The organism is Streptomyces brasiliensis, from assembly GCF_014647875.1.
Taxonomy (GTDB): domain Bacteria; phylum Actinomycetota; class Actinomycetes; order Streptomycetales; family Streptomycetaceae; genus Streptomyces; species Streptomyces brasiliensis.
In genome coordinates this window covers 24,850-41,164 of the sequence record NZ_BMQA01000030.1, presented here as the reverse complement: position 1 = coordinate 41,164, position 16,315 = coordinate 24,850, and the positions used below count along the sequence as shown (strand labels likewise).

The window sequence follows — 16,315 nt, the reverse complement described above, 5'->3', positions numbered from 1 at the left end:
CGTGTCGCATCATGAGACGCGATCGTCCGTCATATGAGAACAGATGAGCGCCCGGGTCGCCGCCGTACGGCTCCCGGGCGCGAGGTTCGTTCATCCATCTGCCGTACGGACATGGCCATCTCGCCTGTCGGACGCGCGCTGTCGTCCTACCCGGCGAGCTTGACGTTCGAACCCATCACCGTGATCTCCACGCCGTCCTGCGCCGCCTGCACCTTGTCCAGCTTGATCCCGCCCGGCAGCTCGTCGACGGCCTGCTGGAAGTCGGTGATCTCGCGGACACGGTTCTCGGCGATGTCGACGCTGCCGAACCTGGGCAGGGTGTCGGCATGCACCTTGACCTTGTTGTCCACGACGGTCACCGTGCTCAGGACGTAGACCGGCTGCGGCAGCTTGGCGCCGAGGACCGTCGCCTCGACCGCGACCTTGATCTTGCCGTTGCCGCCGTCGGAGAGGCCGACGACCCGGGCGGTGACACCGGGGGCGACCTGGGTGGGCGTGGACTTGGCGGTCTTCAGCAGCTCGTCGTAGGCGATGGTCGCGGTCCCGGTGGCGGTCGCCGCCGTGGCGGAGCTGTAGTCGCCCGAGAACTCGACGCCCTTCATGTCGGCCTTCAGGTCGTCGATACGGATCTTCTCGGCGCCGTTCCCGGAGGCCGCCTCGTAGCTCTTGATGCCGACCTCGATGTCGTCCAGCTCGCCGCCCGCCACCTGGGTGAGGAAGGGGAAGCCCTTGATGGACACGTCCGGGGTGGCGGCCAGGTTCTCGGTCGTGCGGAGCTTGTCCGCCGCCTCGCCCTCCGCGAAGTGCACCGCGACACGGTCGACGATCACGAAGAGGCCGCCCAGGATCACGACGACGATCAGGAGTATTCGCAGGGCGCGCATGTGGTGTTCCCCCACCTAGGCGGTCTGGCACGGTTCTCGACGGAGACCGTCACGTCACGGTATCTCCGCGCCGCCGGACCTCACGGAAATTGTCGATCACCTGTGACAGAGGCGACGTGCTCACCCCAGCGCACGCCCCAGCACCCACACCACCGGCGCCGCTGCCGACAGCGGCAGCGCGACACCGGCCGTGAAGTGCACGAACCGGGACGGGTAGTCGTAGGAGGCGACCCGGTGGCCGACGAGCGCGCAGACCGCGGCCGCCGCGCCCAGGAGCGCGCCCTTGCTGCCGAGGTCCGTCATCCCGCCCGTCGCGATGCCCGCGCCCGCGGCCGCGAGGAGGGCGACGACCACGGAGGCCGGGGTGGGCAGCGGAAGGGCACGGGCCAGCAGGGCTACGGCGACGGCCGCCGCACCCACGGTGACCGCGTCCGGGTCGGCGCCCAGGTAGCCGGTGGCGATCACCGCGAGGGCCGTCGAGGCGACGGTCGCCATCAGGCCGTACATCCGTGTGTCCGGGTCGGCGTGCGAGCGCAGTTGCAGGACCAGGGCGAGCAGCACCCAGACGCCGAGCGGGCCGAGGATGGCCGCGGGCGCGTCGTCGCGGCCGGCGACCAGCACCGCCACGTCCGCCGTGAGCGCCCCCAGGAAGGCCAGCGCGATGCCCTGCCGGGCGGGCCACATGCCGTTCAGCCGGAACCAGCCGGCGGCGGTGACGGCCTGGAGGATCACCAGCGGGACGACCAGGGCGTACGAGCCGATCGCCGCCGTGCCCGAGAGCAGCAGCCCCAGCACGGCCGTGAGCGCCGCGGGCTGCGTCCCGGGCTCGATGATCGGGGAGCGGCCCTCCAGGCGGGCACGCTGCGCGTCGGTGACGCGGGAGTTGCCGGCGAGGGTGGCAGGACCGTAGGCGGGCCCGGCCTCCTGGGTCCCGGCCGCCTGCGCGGTGGCCTGCGGCGCGTGTGCCTGCGCGGGGGCGGGCTGGTCGTACTGCTGCGGCGGCAGCAACGTCGTGTCCCCGGCGGGCGGGACCGCCGCGTGGGCCTGCGTCTCCCAGGTCTGCCCCTGCCACTGCTGCGTGTACTGCTGCTGGTCGTGGCTGGGCTGGGGGTAAGCGCCGTGGGAGTGGCCGGACTGGGCGTGGCTTGCGTGCGGCTGACCGGTCTGCGGGTACGCGGCAGCCTGCGACTGACCGCCCTGCGGATACCACGCCTCCGAATGGCCGTTCTGCGGATACCCGGCCTGCGGGTGACCAGTGGCCTGGGGATAACCGGCCTGCGCCTGTCCGGCCTGCGGATGCCCGCCCTGGCCGTACCCGTTCTGGCCGTACCCCTGCTGCCCATGCCCGCCGCCGGAATCCCCCTGCCCGGCATGCTGTCCGCCCCCCAGCCACGGCTGGGGTGTCTGGGGCGTCTGGGGTCTCTGCTGTCCGTACGGGTCGTACCCCTCGTACGGCCCGCCCTCATACGGCTGGTCGGTCATCGGTCACCCTCCTGCGAACGGCGGGAGCACCTCGACCGTGCCGCCCTCGGCCAGCCGTACCGTCTCATGTCCGCGCTTGCCCACGGGCTCGCCGTCGATCAGGAACGAGCAGCGCAGCAGCACGCGCGTCAGTTCACCGGGGTGCCGCTCGCGCACCGCGGCCAGCGCCTCGGCGAGGTTCGCCGCGTCGTACGGTTCCTCGGCAACCCCGGCCGCGGCCTTCGCGGCGGCCCAGTAGCGCACCGTGACCTTCGCCATCTCGTCCCTCGAAGTTCCTCGAGTCCCTTTGGCGGAGCAGCCTCCGCACATCAACACCCGTCAGGCTAGCCCGCCCGGAAGGCCGCCCAGTCCCCGATCCGGGCCAGCAGGTCGTCGGGCGCCGCGTGCTCGGCGTGTCCCATGCCGTGCTCCAGCCAGAGTTCCGCGGTGTCACCGGCGGCCGAGGCCAGCATGCGGGGGTGGTCGAGGGGGAAGTAGCCGTCCTGGTCGCCGTGCACGATCAGGAGCGGGGCAGGTGCGATCCGCGGGACCGCCTCGGTCGGCGACAGCGGCACCGGGTCCCAGTCGCGGTGGTGGATCCGCGTGCGCAGGCCGTAGCGGCCGACGAGGCGGCCCTCCGGGCGGGTGACCAGCCAGTGCAGCCGGCGCATGGGGGCCGTACCCCGGTAGTACCAGCGGGCCGGTGAGCTGACGGAGACGACCGCGTCGACGCCCCGGCGCAGTGCCGCGTGCCGCAGGACGACCGAGCCGCCCATGGAGAAGCCGACGGTCGCCACGTGCGCGTGGCCGAAGCCGCGGGCCCATCCCACCGCCGCGTCGAGGTCGAGGACCTCCCGGTCGCCGACCGTGGAGCGCCCGCCGGACGCCCCGTGACCGCGGAAGGAGAAGGTGACCACGGCGCCGTGCCGGGCGAGGGCGGCCGCCACACGGCGCACGTGCGGCCGGTCGACGTCGCCGGTGAAGCCGTGCGCGACGACGAACACAAGGTCACGCGCGGGTGGCGCCGAGGCGTCGTTTACGACGGTGCCCGGGTCGTATACGGAATCGATCGAAACGCCGTCAGCCGTGTGCAGAAACGTCCGCATAGGGGTGCGTCTACTTGTCTCGCGATACGGACGAACGGTGGAACGTGCCACATGACCTGCCGGACCGTTGCTCATGTCGGCTATTCTGCTGCGTAGAGGACTCGGGCAGTGTGGCCCCCGGGTCCTTTTGTGCTTTCGGAAGCGTTGTATACGAGGCGGGAAACCGCAGGTGTACGGGCCCCGGGATCGCAGAGCAGTACCGCAAACGTCCTCGCAGGGACCGAGGAGGAACAAGACGTATGAGTTCTCTGCTGCTCCTGACCAACGCTCTCCAGCCGTCGACCGAGGTGCTTCCCGCTCTCGGACTGCTGTTGCACAACGTGCGTGTGGCCCCGGCGGAGGGTCCGGCGCTCGTGGACACCCCGGGTGCCGACGTCATCCTGATCGACGGGCGGCGTGACCTCCCCCAGGTCCGCAGCCTGTGCCAGCTGCTGCGGTCCACGGGCCCCGGCTGCCCGCTCGTCCTCGTCGTCACCGAGGGCGGCCTCGCCGCCGTCACCGCCGACTGGGGCATCGACGACGTGCTGCTCGACACCGCAGGTCCGGCGGAGGTCGAGGCACGGCTGCGGCTCGCCATGGGCCGGCAGCAGCTCGTCAACGACGACTCCCCGATGGAGATCCGCAACGGCGACCTGTCCGTCGACGAGGCGACCTACTCCGCCAAGCTGAAGGGCCGGGTCCTCGACCTCACCTTCAAGGAGTTCGAGCTCCTGAAGTACCTGGCGCAGCACCCGGGCCGTGTGTTCACGCGCGCGCAGCTGCTCCAGGAGGTCTGGGGATACGACTACTTCGGTGGTACCCGGACGGTCGACGTGCACGTACGGCGGCTGCGGGCCAAGCTCGGCCCGGAGCACGAGTCGCTGATCGGCACCGTACGGAACGTCGGTTATCGATTCGTTACTCCCGAAAAGAGCGACCGCGTCTCCGGCGAATCCAAGGCCAAGGACGGCCGGGCAAAGCCGGAGGATGCGGACAGCTCGGCCGTGCTGGGCACAGCGGACGTACCGGCCGACGCATAGCGGGCGCTCGGGCGGGTCATTGCTTCCGCACAGGGAAGCTGCGATACGCCCTGCCCAGAGCGGGTCTCTCCGCGTAGACTCCGCGCGTGGCCAAGGTGACTCGCGATGACGTGGCACGGCTGGCAGGGACGTCCACTGCCGTCGTCAGCTATGTCATCAACAACGGACCCCGGCCGGTCGCCCCGGCCACGCGCGAGCGTGTCCTCGCGGCGATCAAGGAACTGGGGTACCGGCCGGACCGGGTCGCCCAGGCCATGGCCTCGCGGCGCACGGATCTCATAGGCCTGATCATCCCGGACGCCCGCCAGCCCTTCTTCGGGGAGATGGCGCACGCGGTCGAGCAGGCCGCCTCCGAGCGCGGAAAGATGGTCCTGGTCGGCAACACCGACTACGTCGGCGAGCGCGAGGTCCACTATCTGCGCGCCTTCCTGGGGATGCGCGTCTCGGGCCTGATCCTCGTCTCGCACGCGCTCAACGACCTCGCCGCCGCCGAGATCGAGGCGTGGGACGCCCGGGTGGTGCTGCTGCACGAGCGCCCCGAGGCCATCGACGACGTCGCCGTGGTCACGGACGACCTCGGTGGCGCCCAGCTCGCGGTCCGCCACCTGCTGGAGCACGGCTACGACTACGTCGCCTGCATGGGCGGTACGGCCGAGACCCCCTCCGTCGGCGACCCGGTCTCCGACCACGTCGAGGGCTGGCGGCGCGCGATGGACGAGGCCGGTATCCCGACCGGGGGCCGGCTGTTCGAGGCGCCGTACAACCGTTACGACGCCTATCGCATCGCCCTGGACATCCTCTCCGGGCCCCGGCGGCCACCCGCGATCTTCTGCTCCACCGACGACCAGGCCATCGGCGTGCTGCGGGCCGCACGAGAGCTGCGGCTCGACGTACCGGGGCAGCTGGCGGTGGCCGGGTTCGACGACATCAAGGAGGCGGCGCTCGCCGACCCGCCGCTGACCACGATCGCCTCGGACCGGTCGGCGATGGCGCGGGCCGCGGTCGATCTCGTCCTGGACGACGGTCTGCGGGTGGCGGGATCGCGGCGCGAGCGGCTGAAGACCTTCCCGTCGCGGCTGGTGGTCCGCGCCTCCTGCGGCTGCGAGTGAAGCCCGCCCACCGGTAAGCGCCCACGTCACACACGGTGTCTTAAAGCTCGCTGAGAGACGTCGCCGCAGCGCGAGAGACGTCTTTATATCGGGCAAACAAGGTTCTGCCGGGCTTCTCAGGGAGCACTCAGGAACGTCTCATGATCACGGGACAAGCTCTTGTCATGACCGAGAGCTCCCGCCGCAGCGGCGCTTACGAGACCCCCGAGCAGCCCCCCACCCACTCCTCCCCCGTGGACCCGCAGTGGCCCGCCCCGCCGGCCTACGCGCCGGAGGCGCCGGCCGCGCCCGTCGCACCGGCTCCCGCACCGGACAAGAAGCGCAGCCGGGGTCCGCTCGGACTGCTGGCCGCGGTCGCCATCGTCGCGGCGGCCGTCGGCGGCGGCACGGCGTACGGCTTCCAGGAGCTGACCGGCAAGGACTCGTCGACGGTGGCCGACACCACCACGGACGTGGTGCCGTCCAGCAAGAAGGGCGACGTCGCCGCCATCGCCGCCGCGGTCAGCCCGAGCGTGGTCGAGATCAACGCGACCCTGTCCGACGGGTCCTCCACCGGCTCCGGCGTGATCATCACCAGCGCCGGTGAGATCGTCACCAACAACCACGTCGTCTCCGGGGCCTCGTCGATCAGGGTGCGCACCAGCGACGACAAGACCTACGCGGCCGAGGTCGTCGGCACCGACAGCTCCAAGGACCTCGCGCTGATCAAGCTCCAGGGCGCCTCCGGTCTGAAGACCGCCGCCCTCGGCAACTCCAGCGGGGTGGACGTCGGTGACACGGTCGTGGCGATCGGCTCCCCCGAGGGCCTGACCGGCACCGTGACCAGCGGAATCGTCTCCGCCCTGAACCGTGACGTGACCGTCTCGACCGACGAGAACCAGGGCCAGGGCCCGGGCGGCGACGGACGGTGGCCGTTCTCCTTCGGCGGCCAGCAGTTCAACGGCGACACCGGCTCGTCCACGACGACGTACAAGGCGATCCAGACGGACGCCTCGCTGAACCCCGGCAACTCCGGCGGCGCCCTCATCGACGCCGCGGGCAACGTCATCGGCATCAACTCCGCCATGTACTCGGCCACGGCCGGCTCCTCGTCCTCGGACGCGGGCAGCGTCGGCCTCGGCTTCGCGATCCCGATCAACACCGTCAAGTCCGATCTGGCCAAGCTTCGGGCAGGCTCCACCAGCTGAGTCCACCGCACCGCACGTGAGGAGCACGTCATGATCAAGCACATCCCGCACCCCACCCCCGTCGTCCCGACCGGTGTCTCCCTGGCCCTCGACGTGACGCACGAGCTGACCGCGCCCCGCCCGCCGGCCCGCCCCGCCGACGTCGCCGCCCCCCAGCTGATGGGCCTGCGGATGCCGGCCGAGCGCCCGCACCGGCACAAGGTGCCCCTGCGGCGGCTGACCGCGATGTGCGTCTGATCCCCCTCCTGGCACGGGCGCCGCGTACGGGCCGCGTTCGTGCCCGGCGGACCGGAAACGTGCGACTCTGAAGACGCCACCACCGTCTCCCACCACCCCACCCCGAGGAACCACGACCGATGAGCTCCGCCGAAGGCGACCGTGACACCCAGCGCATCCTGATCGTCGACGACGAGCCGGCCGTCCGCGAGGCGCTGCAGCGCAGCCTCGCCTTCGAGGGGTACGACACCGAGGTCGCGGTCGACGGCGCGGACGCCCTGGAGAAGGCGACCGCGTACCGGCCCGACCTCGTCGTCCTGGACATCCAGATGCCGCGCATGGACGGCCTCACCGCCGCCCGCCGCATCCGCGGCGCGGGCGAGACGACGCCGATCCTGATGCTGACGGCCCGCGACACGGTCGGTGACCGGGTCACCGGGCTCGACGCCGGCGCCGACGACTACCTGGTCAAGCCGTTCGAGCTGGACGAGCTGTTCGCCCGCATCCGCGCGCTGCTGCGGCGCAGCTCGTACGCGGGGACGGTGGCCGGAGCGGCGCAGCAGGACGAGGCTCTGACCTTCGCCGACCTGCGCATGGACCTCGCGACACGGGAGGTAACCCGGGGCGGCCGACAGGTCGAGCTGACCCGCACGGAGTTCACGCTCCTCGAGATGTTCATGGCCCACCCCCGCCAGGTCCTCACCCGGGAGCAGATCCTCAAGGCGGTGTGGGGCTTCGACTTCGAGCCGTCGTCGAACTCCCTCGACGTATACGTCATGTATCTGCGCCGCAAGACGGAGGCGGGCGGCGAGCCGCGGCTCGTGCACACGGTCCGCGGTGTGGGCTACGTCCTGCGGCAGGGTGGGGCGGAGTGACCGGCATCTCCCGCCGCTTCCGCTCGCTGCCGATCCGCTCCCGGCTGTCCCTGCTGGTGGCGGCGGCCGTGGCGTTCGCCGTCGCCGCGGTGTCCGTGACGTGCTGGTTCATCGTGCGGAACAAACTGTACGAGCAGGTGGACAACCGGCTGTCCAACATCAACAGCCGGCAACTGCTGACGCCGGGTGACGTGACGACACTGCTCACGACATGCCCGCAGGCGGCCGCCGACTCCGATTCCACGAACATGCGGCCGACGTTCTTCTATCTGCAACTGGTGACGTCGCAGGGCAGGGTCTGCGTCATCCCCGGCTCGGAGGGCGTGGTGAAGGCCACGTCGACCGACAAGTCCGTGGCCGCGAACCCGGACCCGCGCATCCGCACCTTCCACAACAGCACCGACACCGAGGGCAACGACGTCCGCGTGACCGCCGTCGCCATCCCGCTCGCGCCCGGCCCCAGCCCCGCGGCCTACCCGGACGTGGCGCTGATGGTGTCGACGTCGCTCAAGGACACCGAGAAGACCCTCAACGACCTCGCCCTCGTCCTCCTCCTCGTCTCCGGCATCGGCGTCCTCGGCGCCGGAGTCGCCGGCCTCGGCGTCGCCCGCGCCGGTCTGCGCCCCGTCGACCGGCTCACCGAGGCGGTCGAGCACGTGGCGCGGACGGAGGACCTGAGCATCCGCATCCCGGTGGACGAGGACAGTGAGGACGAGATCGCGCGGCTGTCGCACTCGTTCAACTCGATGACCTCGGCCCTGGCCAGTTCGCGGGACCTGCAGCAGCAGCTGATCGCCGATGCCGGGCACGAACTGCGCACCCCGCTGACGTCCCTGCGCACGAACATAGAGCTGCTCACCCGCAGCGAGGAGACGAGCCGCCCGCTGCCCCCGGAGGACCGCAAGGCGCTGCTGGCGTCGGTGAAGGCGCAGATGACCGAGCTGGCCGCGCTGATCGGCGACCTCCAGGAGCTGTCCCGCTCGGAGGGTCAGCGGGGTGAGCGCGTCCAGGTGGTCGCGCTCCAGGACACGGTGGAGGCGGCCCTGCTCCGGGCCCGGCTGCGCGGCCCGGAGCTGACGATCACGGCGGACCTGGAGCCCTGGTACGTACGGGGTGAGCCGTCCGCGCTGGAGCGGGCGATCGTCAACATCCTCGACAACGCGGTGAAGTTCAGCCCCGAGGGCGCCAAGGTCGAGGTCGCCCTGCGCGACGGCTTCTTCACGGTGCGCGACCACGGCCCCGGCATCTCCGCCGACGAGCTCCCGTATGTCTTCGACCGCTTCTGGCGCTCCCCCGGCGCGCGGGCCCTGCCGGGTTCGGGCCTGGGGCTGTCGATCGTGGCCCGCACGGTCCAGCAGGCGGGTGGCGAGGTGTCCCTGACGCACGCGGAGGGCGGCGGCACGGTGGCGACGGTACGGCTGCCGGGAGCTCCGACGGCTCCGCCGGAGCCGGAGCCGTCCTGACCTTCATGGAAGCGGGCCTACCGGTGGCATGCCCGGGGCCGGAACGGCCGAGGGCCCGGCGCGTGCGGACGCGCCGGGCCCCGAACCGCCGACCGGGTGTTACTGGACGATCGTGATCCGGTTCGTGGCCGGGGGCGCGATCGGGTCGGTGGCCGAGGAGCCGGCCGTCAGGTACTGCGCGAGGGCCGACAGGTCGTCCGTGCCGACGAGGTCGTTGCTGCCCAGGCCCAGCGTGGTGAAGCCGTCGCCGCCGCCCGCGAGGAAACTGTTGGTGGCGACGCGGTAGGTGGCGGCCGGGTCGATGGCCGCGCCGTTCAACCGGATCGAGTCGGTGACCACGCGGTCCGCGCCCGACTTCGTCAGGTCGAGCGTGTAGGTGAGGTTCGCCGACGGCTGGAGGATCTTCGGGGCGGCCTCGTTCGCGCCGCTCACCTGCTCCTTCAGCGCCTGGATCACCTGGGCGCCGGTGAAGTCCTGGAGGTTGACGGTGTTGGCGAACGGCTGGACCGTGAAGCCCTCGGCGTAGGTCACCACGCCGTCGCCCTCGGCACCGGACGCCTTGTAGGTGAGGCCGGCGCGCACACCGCCCGGGTTCATCAGGGCGAGGTCGGTCTCCGGGTCCAGCTCCTTGCCGTAGGCGAACTGGGCGTCGGCGATCAGGTCACCCATGGGGGACTCGGTGCCGGTGCTGTTCACGTCGCCCGAGATGTAGCCGATGGCGCGGTTGCCGATCGGCGCGGCCAGGGTGTTCCACCGGGAGATCAGCTGCGTCATGTCGGGCGCCTTGGGGACGTCCCGGGTGACCACACGGTTCGCCGACTCGACGGCCGTACGGGCGATGTCGCCGGTGCGGCGGTCGTACGTCAGCGTCGTGTCCGTGTAGAGGCGGCCGAACGACGATGCGGAGGTGACCATGCGAGGGCGGCCCGCCGGGTCGTCGATCGTGCAGACGTACGCGTTGTGCGTGTGGCCGGTGACCAGCGCGTCGACCGCCGGGGTCACGTTCTTGGCGATGTCGACGATCGGGCCGGAGACGCCGGCGCCCGCACCCGGGGCGTCGCAGTCGTAGTTGTACGCCGCGGAGGCCGGGAAACCGCCCTCGTGGATCAGGGCCACGATCGACTGGACACCCTGGCGCTGCAGCTCCTTGGCGTACTTGTTGATCGTCTCGACCTCGTCCTTGAAGACCAGGCCCTTGACGCCGTCCGCGGAGACGATGCCGGGCGTGCCCTCCAGAGTGACGCCGATGAAGCCGATCTTGACGTCCTTCTTCTTCCACACCCAGTAGGGCTCGAGGATCGGCTTCTTCGTCTTCTCGTCGAGGACGTTCGCCGCGAGGTACGGGAAGTTCGCACCTTTGAACTTCTTGTCCGTGTAGCAGCCCTCCGTCGGGTGGCAGCCACCGTTCTGGAGACGGGTCAGCTCGGCGCGGCCCTCGTCGAACTCGTGGTTGCCGACCGAGGTCACGTCCAGCTTCAGGCCGTTGAGCGCCTCGATGGTCGGCTCGTCGTGGAACAGGCCGGAGATCAGCGGTGAGGCGCCGACCATGTCACCGCCGGCCGCGGTGATGGAGTACGGGTGGCCCGCGCGGGCCTGACGCAGATGGGTGGCGAGGTACTCGACACCGCCCGCGTCGATGGTCTTCGTGGTGCCGTCCGGCTGGAGTTCGGTGACCCGGCCGGAGGAGCCCGACGGCGGTTCGAGGTTGCCGTGCAGGTCGTTGAAGGACAGGAGTTGGACGTCCTGGTAGCGGCTCGGATGCCGGTGACCGCCCTTGTCGGCGTGCGCCTGCGCGGGCAGTGCGGCAGCCAGCGCGGCAGCGGTGGCGAGCGCGGCGGTGCCCGCGAGGGCGGCGTAGGTACGGCGTCCGGTGCGCCGGGGCGGATGGGACGTGGCCGGCATGAAACCCCCCTGTGGGTCTGCTGAGGAAGTGCCCGACGAGGGCGCAGCCTAGGGTCAACGCGCGTAGCGCGACAGGGGGTTCATGGTTACATCCTGGTTTCCCTTTGCCGATTCCTTTACGTCCTTGGTTGTCGCCACATCGGGCCGGACGCCCCGTACCCTCGTACGCATGACCAGCGACGACACCGTACGGCCCTTCCCGTCCCGTTCCATCGAGACCTGTTCCCAGCTCTCCCCGAACCAGGCGGAGGCCGTGCTCGCGCTGCTCGCGGAGGCCGCCCGGGTCGACGGGCAGCAGCCGGTGTCCGAGCAGGGGCGGCTCCAACTGAGCGGTGGGGCAAGGGAAGGCGTCTCGCACCTGCTGCTGACGGCGGGCGACGAACTCGTGGGCTACGCCCAGTTGGAGGACACGGATCCGGTGGAGGCGCCGGCGGCCGAACTCGTCGTGCACCCCTCGCACCGTGGGCACGGGCACGGGCGGGCGCTGGGCTCGGCGCTGCTGGCCGCGTCGGGCAAGCGGCTGCGGGTGTGGGCCCACGGCGGCCACTCGGCAGCCCGGCACCTGGCCCAGGTCCTGGGTCTCACCCTCTTCCGCGAACTGCGCCAGATGAGGCGGCCGTTGACCGACCTGGAGCTGCCGGACCCGAAGCTGCCGGACGGGGTGAGCGTGCGCACGTTCGTGCCGGGCCAGGACGACGCGGCGTGGCTCGCGGTGAACGCCGCGGCCTTCGCCCACCACCCCGAGCAGGGCTCCCTGACCCAGCGCGACCTCGACGACCGCAAGGCCCAGCCCTGGTTCGACCCGGCGGGCTTCTTCCTGGCCGAACGCGAGGGCCGCCTGATCGGCTTCCACTGGACGAAGGTCCACGCGGAGGAGCAGATCGGCGAGGTCTACGTCCTCGGCGTCGCCCCCGGCGCCCAGGGCGGCGGCCTCGGCAAGTCCCTGACGACGATCGGCCTGCGCCACCTGGCGGCCCAGGGCATGCCGACCGCGATGCTGTACGTGGACGCCGACAACAAGGCAGCGGTGACGGTGTACGAACGCCTGGGCTTCACGACGTACGAGACGGACCTGATGTACCGCACGGAGACGTGAGCCGGGCCCCTGGGCCGATGCCACTCGACTCCGCGGCGCGAACACGCCCCGTCGGCCTCTCGGCGCGGCGAGTCGGCCGGGCTGCGCGGTGAGCCGGAGCGGGCGGTCCGGACCGGGAGGACGGGCGGACCGGGAGGACGGGCGGACCGGGAGGACGGGCGGACCGGGTGCTGCGCGAGCCGCCCGCCGGGCAGGGTGGCTGCCTGACCGACGCGGCCCGGGTCCGAGAGGTCCAGCCGTCGTGGCGTACGGGTCCCTCCGACCGTGCCGTCGGCGCCCTTCCCCCCGCGCCCCCGGTACCCCCGCATGCCCGGCCCCGCCCCTGCCGCCCCGGCGCAACGTGGACGGCTCCCGGCGCGTCTTTGTCCCCGGGTCCCCCTGGAGGGGCACCGAGGTGGTTCCGTGCGTCCCTGCCACGGGGGGAGGGGCGTACGGGATCGTCGGTTTCGGGAGAGTCCTCACCAGCCTGATCGCCCGGGGGCCGTTCCGCGCTATCCCTCACGTCATGTCTCCGTAACCAATGATTCAGACGGCCTTGCGACGCTCGGCGAATGAAGCCCGCCGTGCCAGAGCCTTCGCCGCCTCCCGAGAGGTACGTGGGAAACGGGGCCGTTTCGATCCCACCCGCTCGTTCCGACGCGCCCGTATCGCCTTTCGCGCGGAAGAATGGCTTTATGAGCCAGTCAGACACCCAGGCAGAGGTCCAGCACGCACAGCCCTCCGTGGGCTCGATCGCCGCCCACCGCCCGCACACCGTGGCGGAGGCGGTCTCCGACCTGGAACCCGACATCGACGCCGACCTCGACGCGTACGAGGAGTCGCAGGCTGACGGGACCCAGTTGCCTCAGGGTCGTTTCCTCGACCGGGAACGCAGCTGGCTCGCGTTCAACGAGCGGGTCCTGGAACTCGCCGAGGACCCGAACACGCCCCTCCTCGAGCGGGCGAACTTCCTGGCGATCTTCGCCAGCAACCTGGACGAGTTCTTCATGGTCCGGGTCGCCGGCCTGAAGCGCCGCATCGCGACGGGTGTCGCCACCCGTTCGGCCTCCGGCCTGCAGCCCCGCGAGGTGCTGGAGATGATCTGGGCCCGCTCCCGCGAGCTCATGGCCCGGCACGCCGCCTGCTACCACGAGGACGTCGCCCCCGCGCTCGCGGAGGAGGGCATCCACCTGGTCCGCTGGAGCGAGCTGACCGACAAGGAGCAGGCTCGGCTCTTCACGCTGTTCCGGCACCAGATCTTCCCTGTCCTCACTCCGCTGGCGGTCGACCCCGCGCACCCGTTCCCGTACATCTCCGGCCTGTCCCTGAACCTGGCCGTCGTCGTACGCAACCCGGTCAGCGGCCACAAGCACTTCGCCCGGGTGAAGGTGCCCCCGCTGCTGTCCCGCTTCCTGGAGGCCGCCCCCGGCCGGTACGTCCCGCTCGAGGACGTCATAGCCGCGCACCTCGAGGAGCTGTTCCCGGGCATGGAGGTGGTGGAGCACCACGCCTTCCGCCTGACCAGGAACGAGGACCTGGAGGTCGAGGAGGACGACGCCGAGAACCTACTCCAGGCCCTGGAGAAGGAACTCATGCGGCGCCGCTTCGGCCCGCCCGTGCGCCTGGAGGTCGAGGAGTCCATCGACCGCGAGGTGCTCGACCTGCTGGTGCGCGAGCTGAAGATCTCCGAGGCCGAGGTGTACCCGCTGCCGGGCCCCCTGGACCTCACCGGCCTCTTCCGCATCGCCGGCATCGACCGCCCCGAGCTGAAGTACCCGAAGTTCATCGCGGGCACCCACCGCGACCTCGCCGAGGTCGAGTCGGCGTCCGCGCCCGACATCTTCGCGGCCCTGCGCAGCCGGGACGTCCTGCTGCACCACCCGTACGACTCCTTCTCGACGTCCGTGCAGGCCTTCATCGAGCAGGCGGCCGAGGACCCGGACGTCCTCGCGATCAAGCAGACCCTGTACCGGACCTCCGGCGACTCCCCCATCGTCAACGCGCTCATCGACGCCGCCGAGGCCGGCAAGCAGGTCCTCGTCCTGGTCGAGATCAAGGCCCGCTTCGACGAGCACGCCAACATCAAGTGGGCGAAGCGGCTGGAGGAGGCCGGCTGCCACGTCGTGTACGGCCTGGTCGGCCTGAAGACGCACTGCAAGCTGTCCCTGGTGGTGCGCCAGGAGGGCGAGACGCTACGGCGCTACAGCCACGTCGGCACCGGCAACTACCACCCGAAGACGGCTCGCTTGTACGAGGACCTGGGCCTGCTCACCGCCGACCCGCAGGTCGGCGCGGACCTCTCCGACCTGTTCAACCGCCTCTCCGGCTACTCGCGCCGGGAGACCTACCGCCGTCTGCTGGTCGCCCCCAAGTCCCTGCGGGACGGCCTGATCTCGCGGATCAACAAGGAGGCCCAGCACCACCGTGCGGGCCGTCCCGCGTTCATCCGCATCAAGGTCAACTCGATGGTCGACGAGGCGATCGTCGACGCCCTCTACCGTGCCTCCCAGGCGGGCGTGCCGGTGGATGTCTGGGTGCGCGGCATCTGCGCCCTCAGGCCGGGCGTCGCCGGGCTGTCGGAGAACATCCGAGTGCGCTCCGTCCTCGGCCGCTTCCTCGAACACTCCCGCGTGTTCGCCTTCGGCAACGGCGGCGAGCCCGAGGTGTGGATAGGCAGCGCCGACATGATGCACCGCAACCTCGACCGCCGTATCGAGGCTCTGGTCCGGGTCACCGACCCGGCCCACCGGGCGGCTCTCAACCGGCTGCTCGAGACCGGCATGTCCGACACCACCTCGTCCTGGCACCTGGGCCCGGACGGCGAGTGGACCCGGCACGCGACCGATGCGGACGGACAGCCCCTGCGCAACATCCAGGAGATGCTCATAGACGCCCGGAGGCGCCGGCGTGGCACAGCAACACCTTGAACCGACGGACCCCACGGCCGGGGCGCCCCCGAAACTCTCGACCGCGGTCGAGCAGGGCGGGCCTCCCACGGGGGACGCCCTCGCGGGCTACCTGCGCGCCCAGGCCACGGAGTTCCTGCGCGCACTGCGACTGCACCGGGAGACCGGTACGGCGAGCAGCGTGGAGGAGTCCGTCGACGCGGCGCGCGCCCTGCGCCGTTCGGCCCGCCGCATCAGCGGCAGCCTGCACACCTTCAGGCCGCTCCTCGACGCCGACTGGTCCGAGGAGATGCGCCCCGAACTCGCCTGGCTGTCAGGGACGTTGGGGCTGGAGCACGCCTGCGAGGCCCGACTGGACCGGCTGCTGCTCGCGCTGCACCGGCTGTCCGGGTCCACGCCGTTCCCGGCGCAGTCCCTGACGTCCGACAGCGCCGGCTCCGGTCCCCCGGCCCCGGTGACTCCGGAGCGCGGCAACCTCACCGTGGGCGCGGCGAAAGCGGGCGCCCTGCTCGAACGCCAGCTCACCCTCGCCCGGACCCGTGCCCACTCCACGGCGCTGCAGGCCCTCGGCTCCTCCCGCTTCCACGCGGTCGCCGACAAGGTCGCCGTGCTCGCCAGCGAGGTTCCGCTCACCCCGGCCGCCCCCACCACGGACCTGCGCGCACTGGCCGCCGCGGCGGAGGACCGCCTGCTGGCCGCCGCCGCCGCGCTGCCCCTGGTCACCGCCGGGCACCCCTACAACGCGGAGGCACTGGTCCACGGCCTGTCCCCGGACCCCGCGCCGCACCCCCAGGACGGTCCCTGGCACCAGGTACGCCTCCTGCTGCGCCTGCACCGCTACGCCCGCGAGGTGCTGTACGGCGGGGGCGCACCGGTCGACGTGCGGCTGCTCGCGGCCGGACAGGCGCTGAACCGGCACCGGGACGCCTCGGAGGCGGCCGCCGCGGCCGCTTCGGCCGCCCGCACGCCGCGCATCGCCCCGGCGACCGCTTACGCGCTCGGGGTGCTCCACGCCGACCAGCGGCACGAGGTGGAGGCGGCCCGGTTCGCGTTCCAGCAGGCCTGGCAGAAGCAGACGGTAGGTACGCCCTGACTCTTCCGAGGAGGCTGTG

14 protein-coding genes are annotated in these 16,315 nt (G+C 71.5%); 9 read left to right on the top strand and 5 right to left on the bottom strand.

Going from position 1 to position 16,315, the window contains the following annotated elements; all coding sequences use genetic code 11:
• Positions 1–146: 146 nt before the first annotated feature.
• The 4 genes from IEZ19_RS32330 to IEZ19_RS32315 all read right to left on the bottom strand — a co-directional run bounded on the left by IEZ19_RS32330 (position 147) and on the right by IEZ19_RS32315 (position 3,526).
• Complete coding sequence (locus IEZ19_RS32330) at positions 147–884, bottom strand: LmeA family phospholipid-binding protein (protein ID WP_189314861.1); 738 nt, start codon at positions 882–884, stop codon at positions 147–149.
• Between the two features lie 120 nt (positions 885–1,004).
• Entirely contained in the window at positions 1,005–2,366 is a 1,362-nt protein-coding gene (locus tag IEZ19_RS32325; protein ID WP_189314860.1) for a hypothetical protein, read from the bottom strand.
• Positions 2,367–2,369: 3 nt separating this feature from the next.
• Positions 2,370–2,624 (bottom strand): MoaD/ThiS family protein, encoded by a 255-nt coding sequence (locus IEZ19_RS32320; RefSeq protein ID WP_189314859.1) that lies wholly within the window; start codon positions 2,622–2,624, stop codon positions 2,370–2,372.
• A gap of 65 nt (positions 2,625–2,689) precedes the next feature.
• Positions 2,690–3,526, bottom strand: coding sequence for an alpha/beta hydrolase (locus IEZ19_RS32315; protein WP_189314858.1), 837 nt, complete (start codon positions 3,524–3,526; stop codon positions 2,690–2,692).
• A 164-nt stretch (positions 3,527–3,690) separates the two neighbouring features.
• Here IEZ19_RS32315 and IEZ19_RS32310 point away from each other — a divergent pair, with 164 nt between their 5' ends.
• The 6 genes from IEZ19_RS32310 (at position 3,691) to IEZ19_RS32285 (ending at position 9,320) form a co-directional block, all read left to right on the top strand.
• Complete coding sequence (locus IEZ19_RS32310) at positions 3,691–4,470, top strand: winged helix-turn-helix transcriptional regulator (protein ID WP_189314857.1); 780 nt, start codon at positions 3,691–3,693, stop codon at positions 4,468–4,470.
• 86 nt (positions 4,471–4,556) lie between these two features.
• Positions 4,557–5,579: a LacI family DNA-binding transcriptional regulator gene (locus IEZ19_RS32305; protein ID WP_189314856.1), complete on the top strand. Its 1,023-nt coding sequence runs from the start codon at positions 4,557–4,559 to the stop codon at positions 5,577–5,579.
• Positions 5,580–5,743: 164 nt separating this feature from the next.
• Positions 5,744–6,766 (top strand): S1C family serine protease, encoded by a 1,023-nt coding sequence (locus tag IEZ19_RS32300; protein ID WP_189314855.1) that lies wholly within the window; start codon positions 5,744–5,746, stop codon positions 6,764–6,766.
• A gap of 30 nt (positions 6,767–6,796) precedes the next feature.
• A complete protein-coding gene (locus IEZ19_RS32295) occupies positions 6,797–7,003 on the top strand; it encodes a hypothetical protein (protein WP_189314854.1) in 207 nt (68 codons plus the stop codon).
• A 119-nt stretch (positions 7,004–7,122) separates the two neighbouring features.
• The gene (locus tag IEZ19_RS32290) at positions 7,123–7,857 is read left to right on the top strand and encodes a response regulator transcription factor (RefSeq protein ID WP_189314853.1); all 735 of its coding nucleotides are present in this window, start codon (positions 7,123–7,125) and stop codon (positions 7,855–7,857) included.
• The gene (locus IEZ19_RS32285) at positions 7,854–9,320 is read left to right on the top strand and encodes a sensor histidine kinase (RefSeq protein ID WP_189314852.1); all 1,467 of its coding nucleotides are present in this window, start codon (positions 7,854–7,856) and stop codon (positions 9,318–9,320) included. Before IEZ19_RS32290 ends, IEZ19_RS32285 begins: the two co-directional genes overlap by 4 nt.
• Positions 9,321–9,419: 99 nt before the next feature.
• On the opposite strand, the gene IEZ19_RS32280 is transcribed toward IEZ19_RS32285, so the two are convergent.
• Complete coding sequence (locus IEZ19_RS32280) at positions 9,420–11,222, bottom strand: bifunctional metallophosphatase/5'-nucleotidase (protein ID WP_189314851.1); 1,803 nt, start codon at positions 11,220–11,222, stop codon at positions 9,420–9,422.
• Positions 11,223–11,391: 169 nt separating this feature from the next.
• On the opposite strand from IEZ19_RS32280, the gene mshD reads away from it, so the two are divergent.
• The 3 genes from mshD to IEZ19_RS32265 all read left to right on the top strand — a co-directional run bounded on the left by mshD (position 11,392) and on the right by IEZ19_RS32265 (position 16,296).
• The gene (gene mshD / locus IEZ19_RS32275) at positions 11,392–12,318 is read left to right on the top strand and encodes a mycothiol synthase (protein ID WP_189314850.1); all 927 of its coding nucleotides are present in this window, start codon (positions 11,392–11,394) and stop codon (positions 12,316–12,318) included.
• 674 nt (positions 12,319–12,992) lie between these two features.
• Positions 12,993–15,224 (top strand): RNA degradosome polyphosphate kinase, encoded by a 2,232-nt coding sequence (locus tag IEZ19_RS32270; RefSeq protein WP_229841118.1) that lies wholly within the window; start codon positions 12,993–12,995, stop codon positions 15,222–15,224.
• Positions 15,205–16,296: a CHAD domain-containing protein gene (locus IEZ19_RS32265; RefSeq protein ID WP_189314848.1), complete on the top strand. Its 1,092-nt coding sequence runs from the start codon at positions 15,205–15,207 to the stop codon at positions 16,294–16,296. The genes IEZ19_RS32270 and IEZ19_RS32265 overlap by 20 nt, the downstream gene beginning before the upstream one ends.
• Positions 16,297–16,315: the final 19 nt, after the last annotated feature.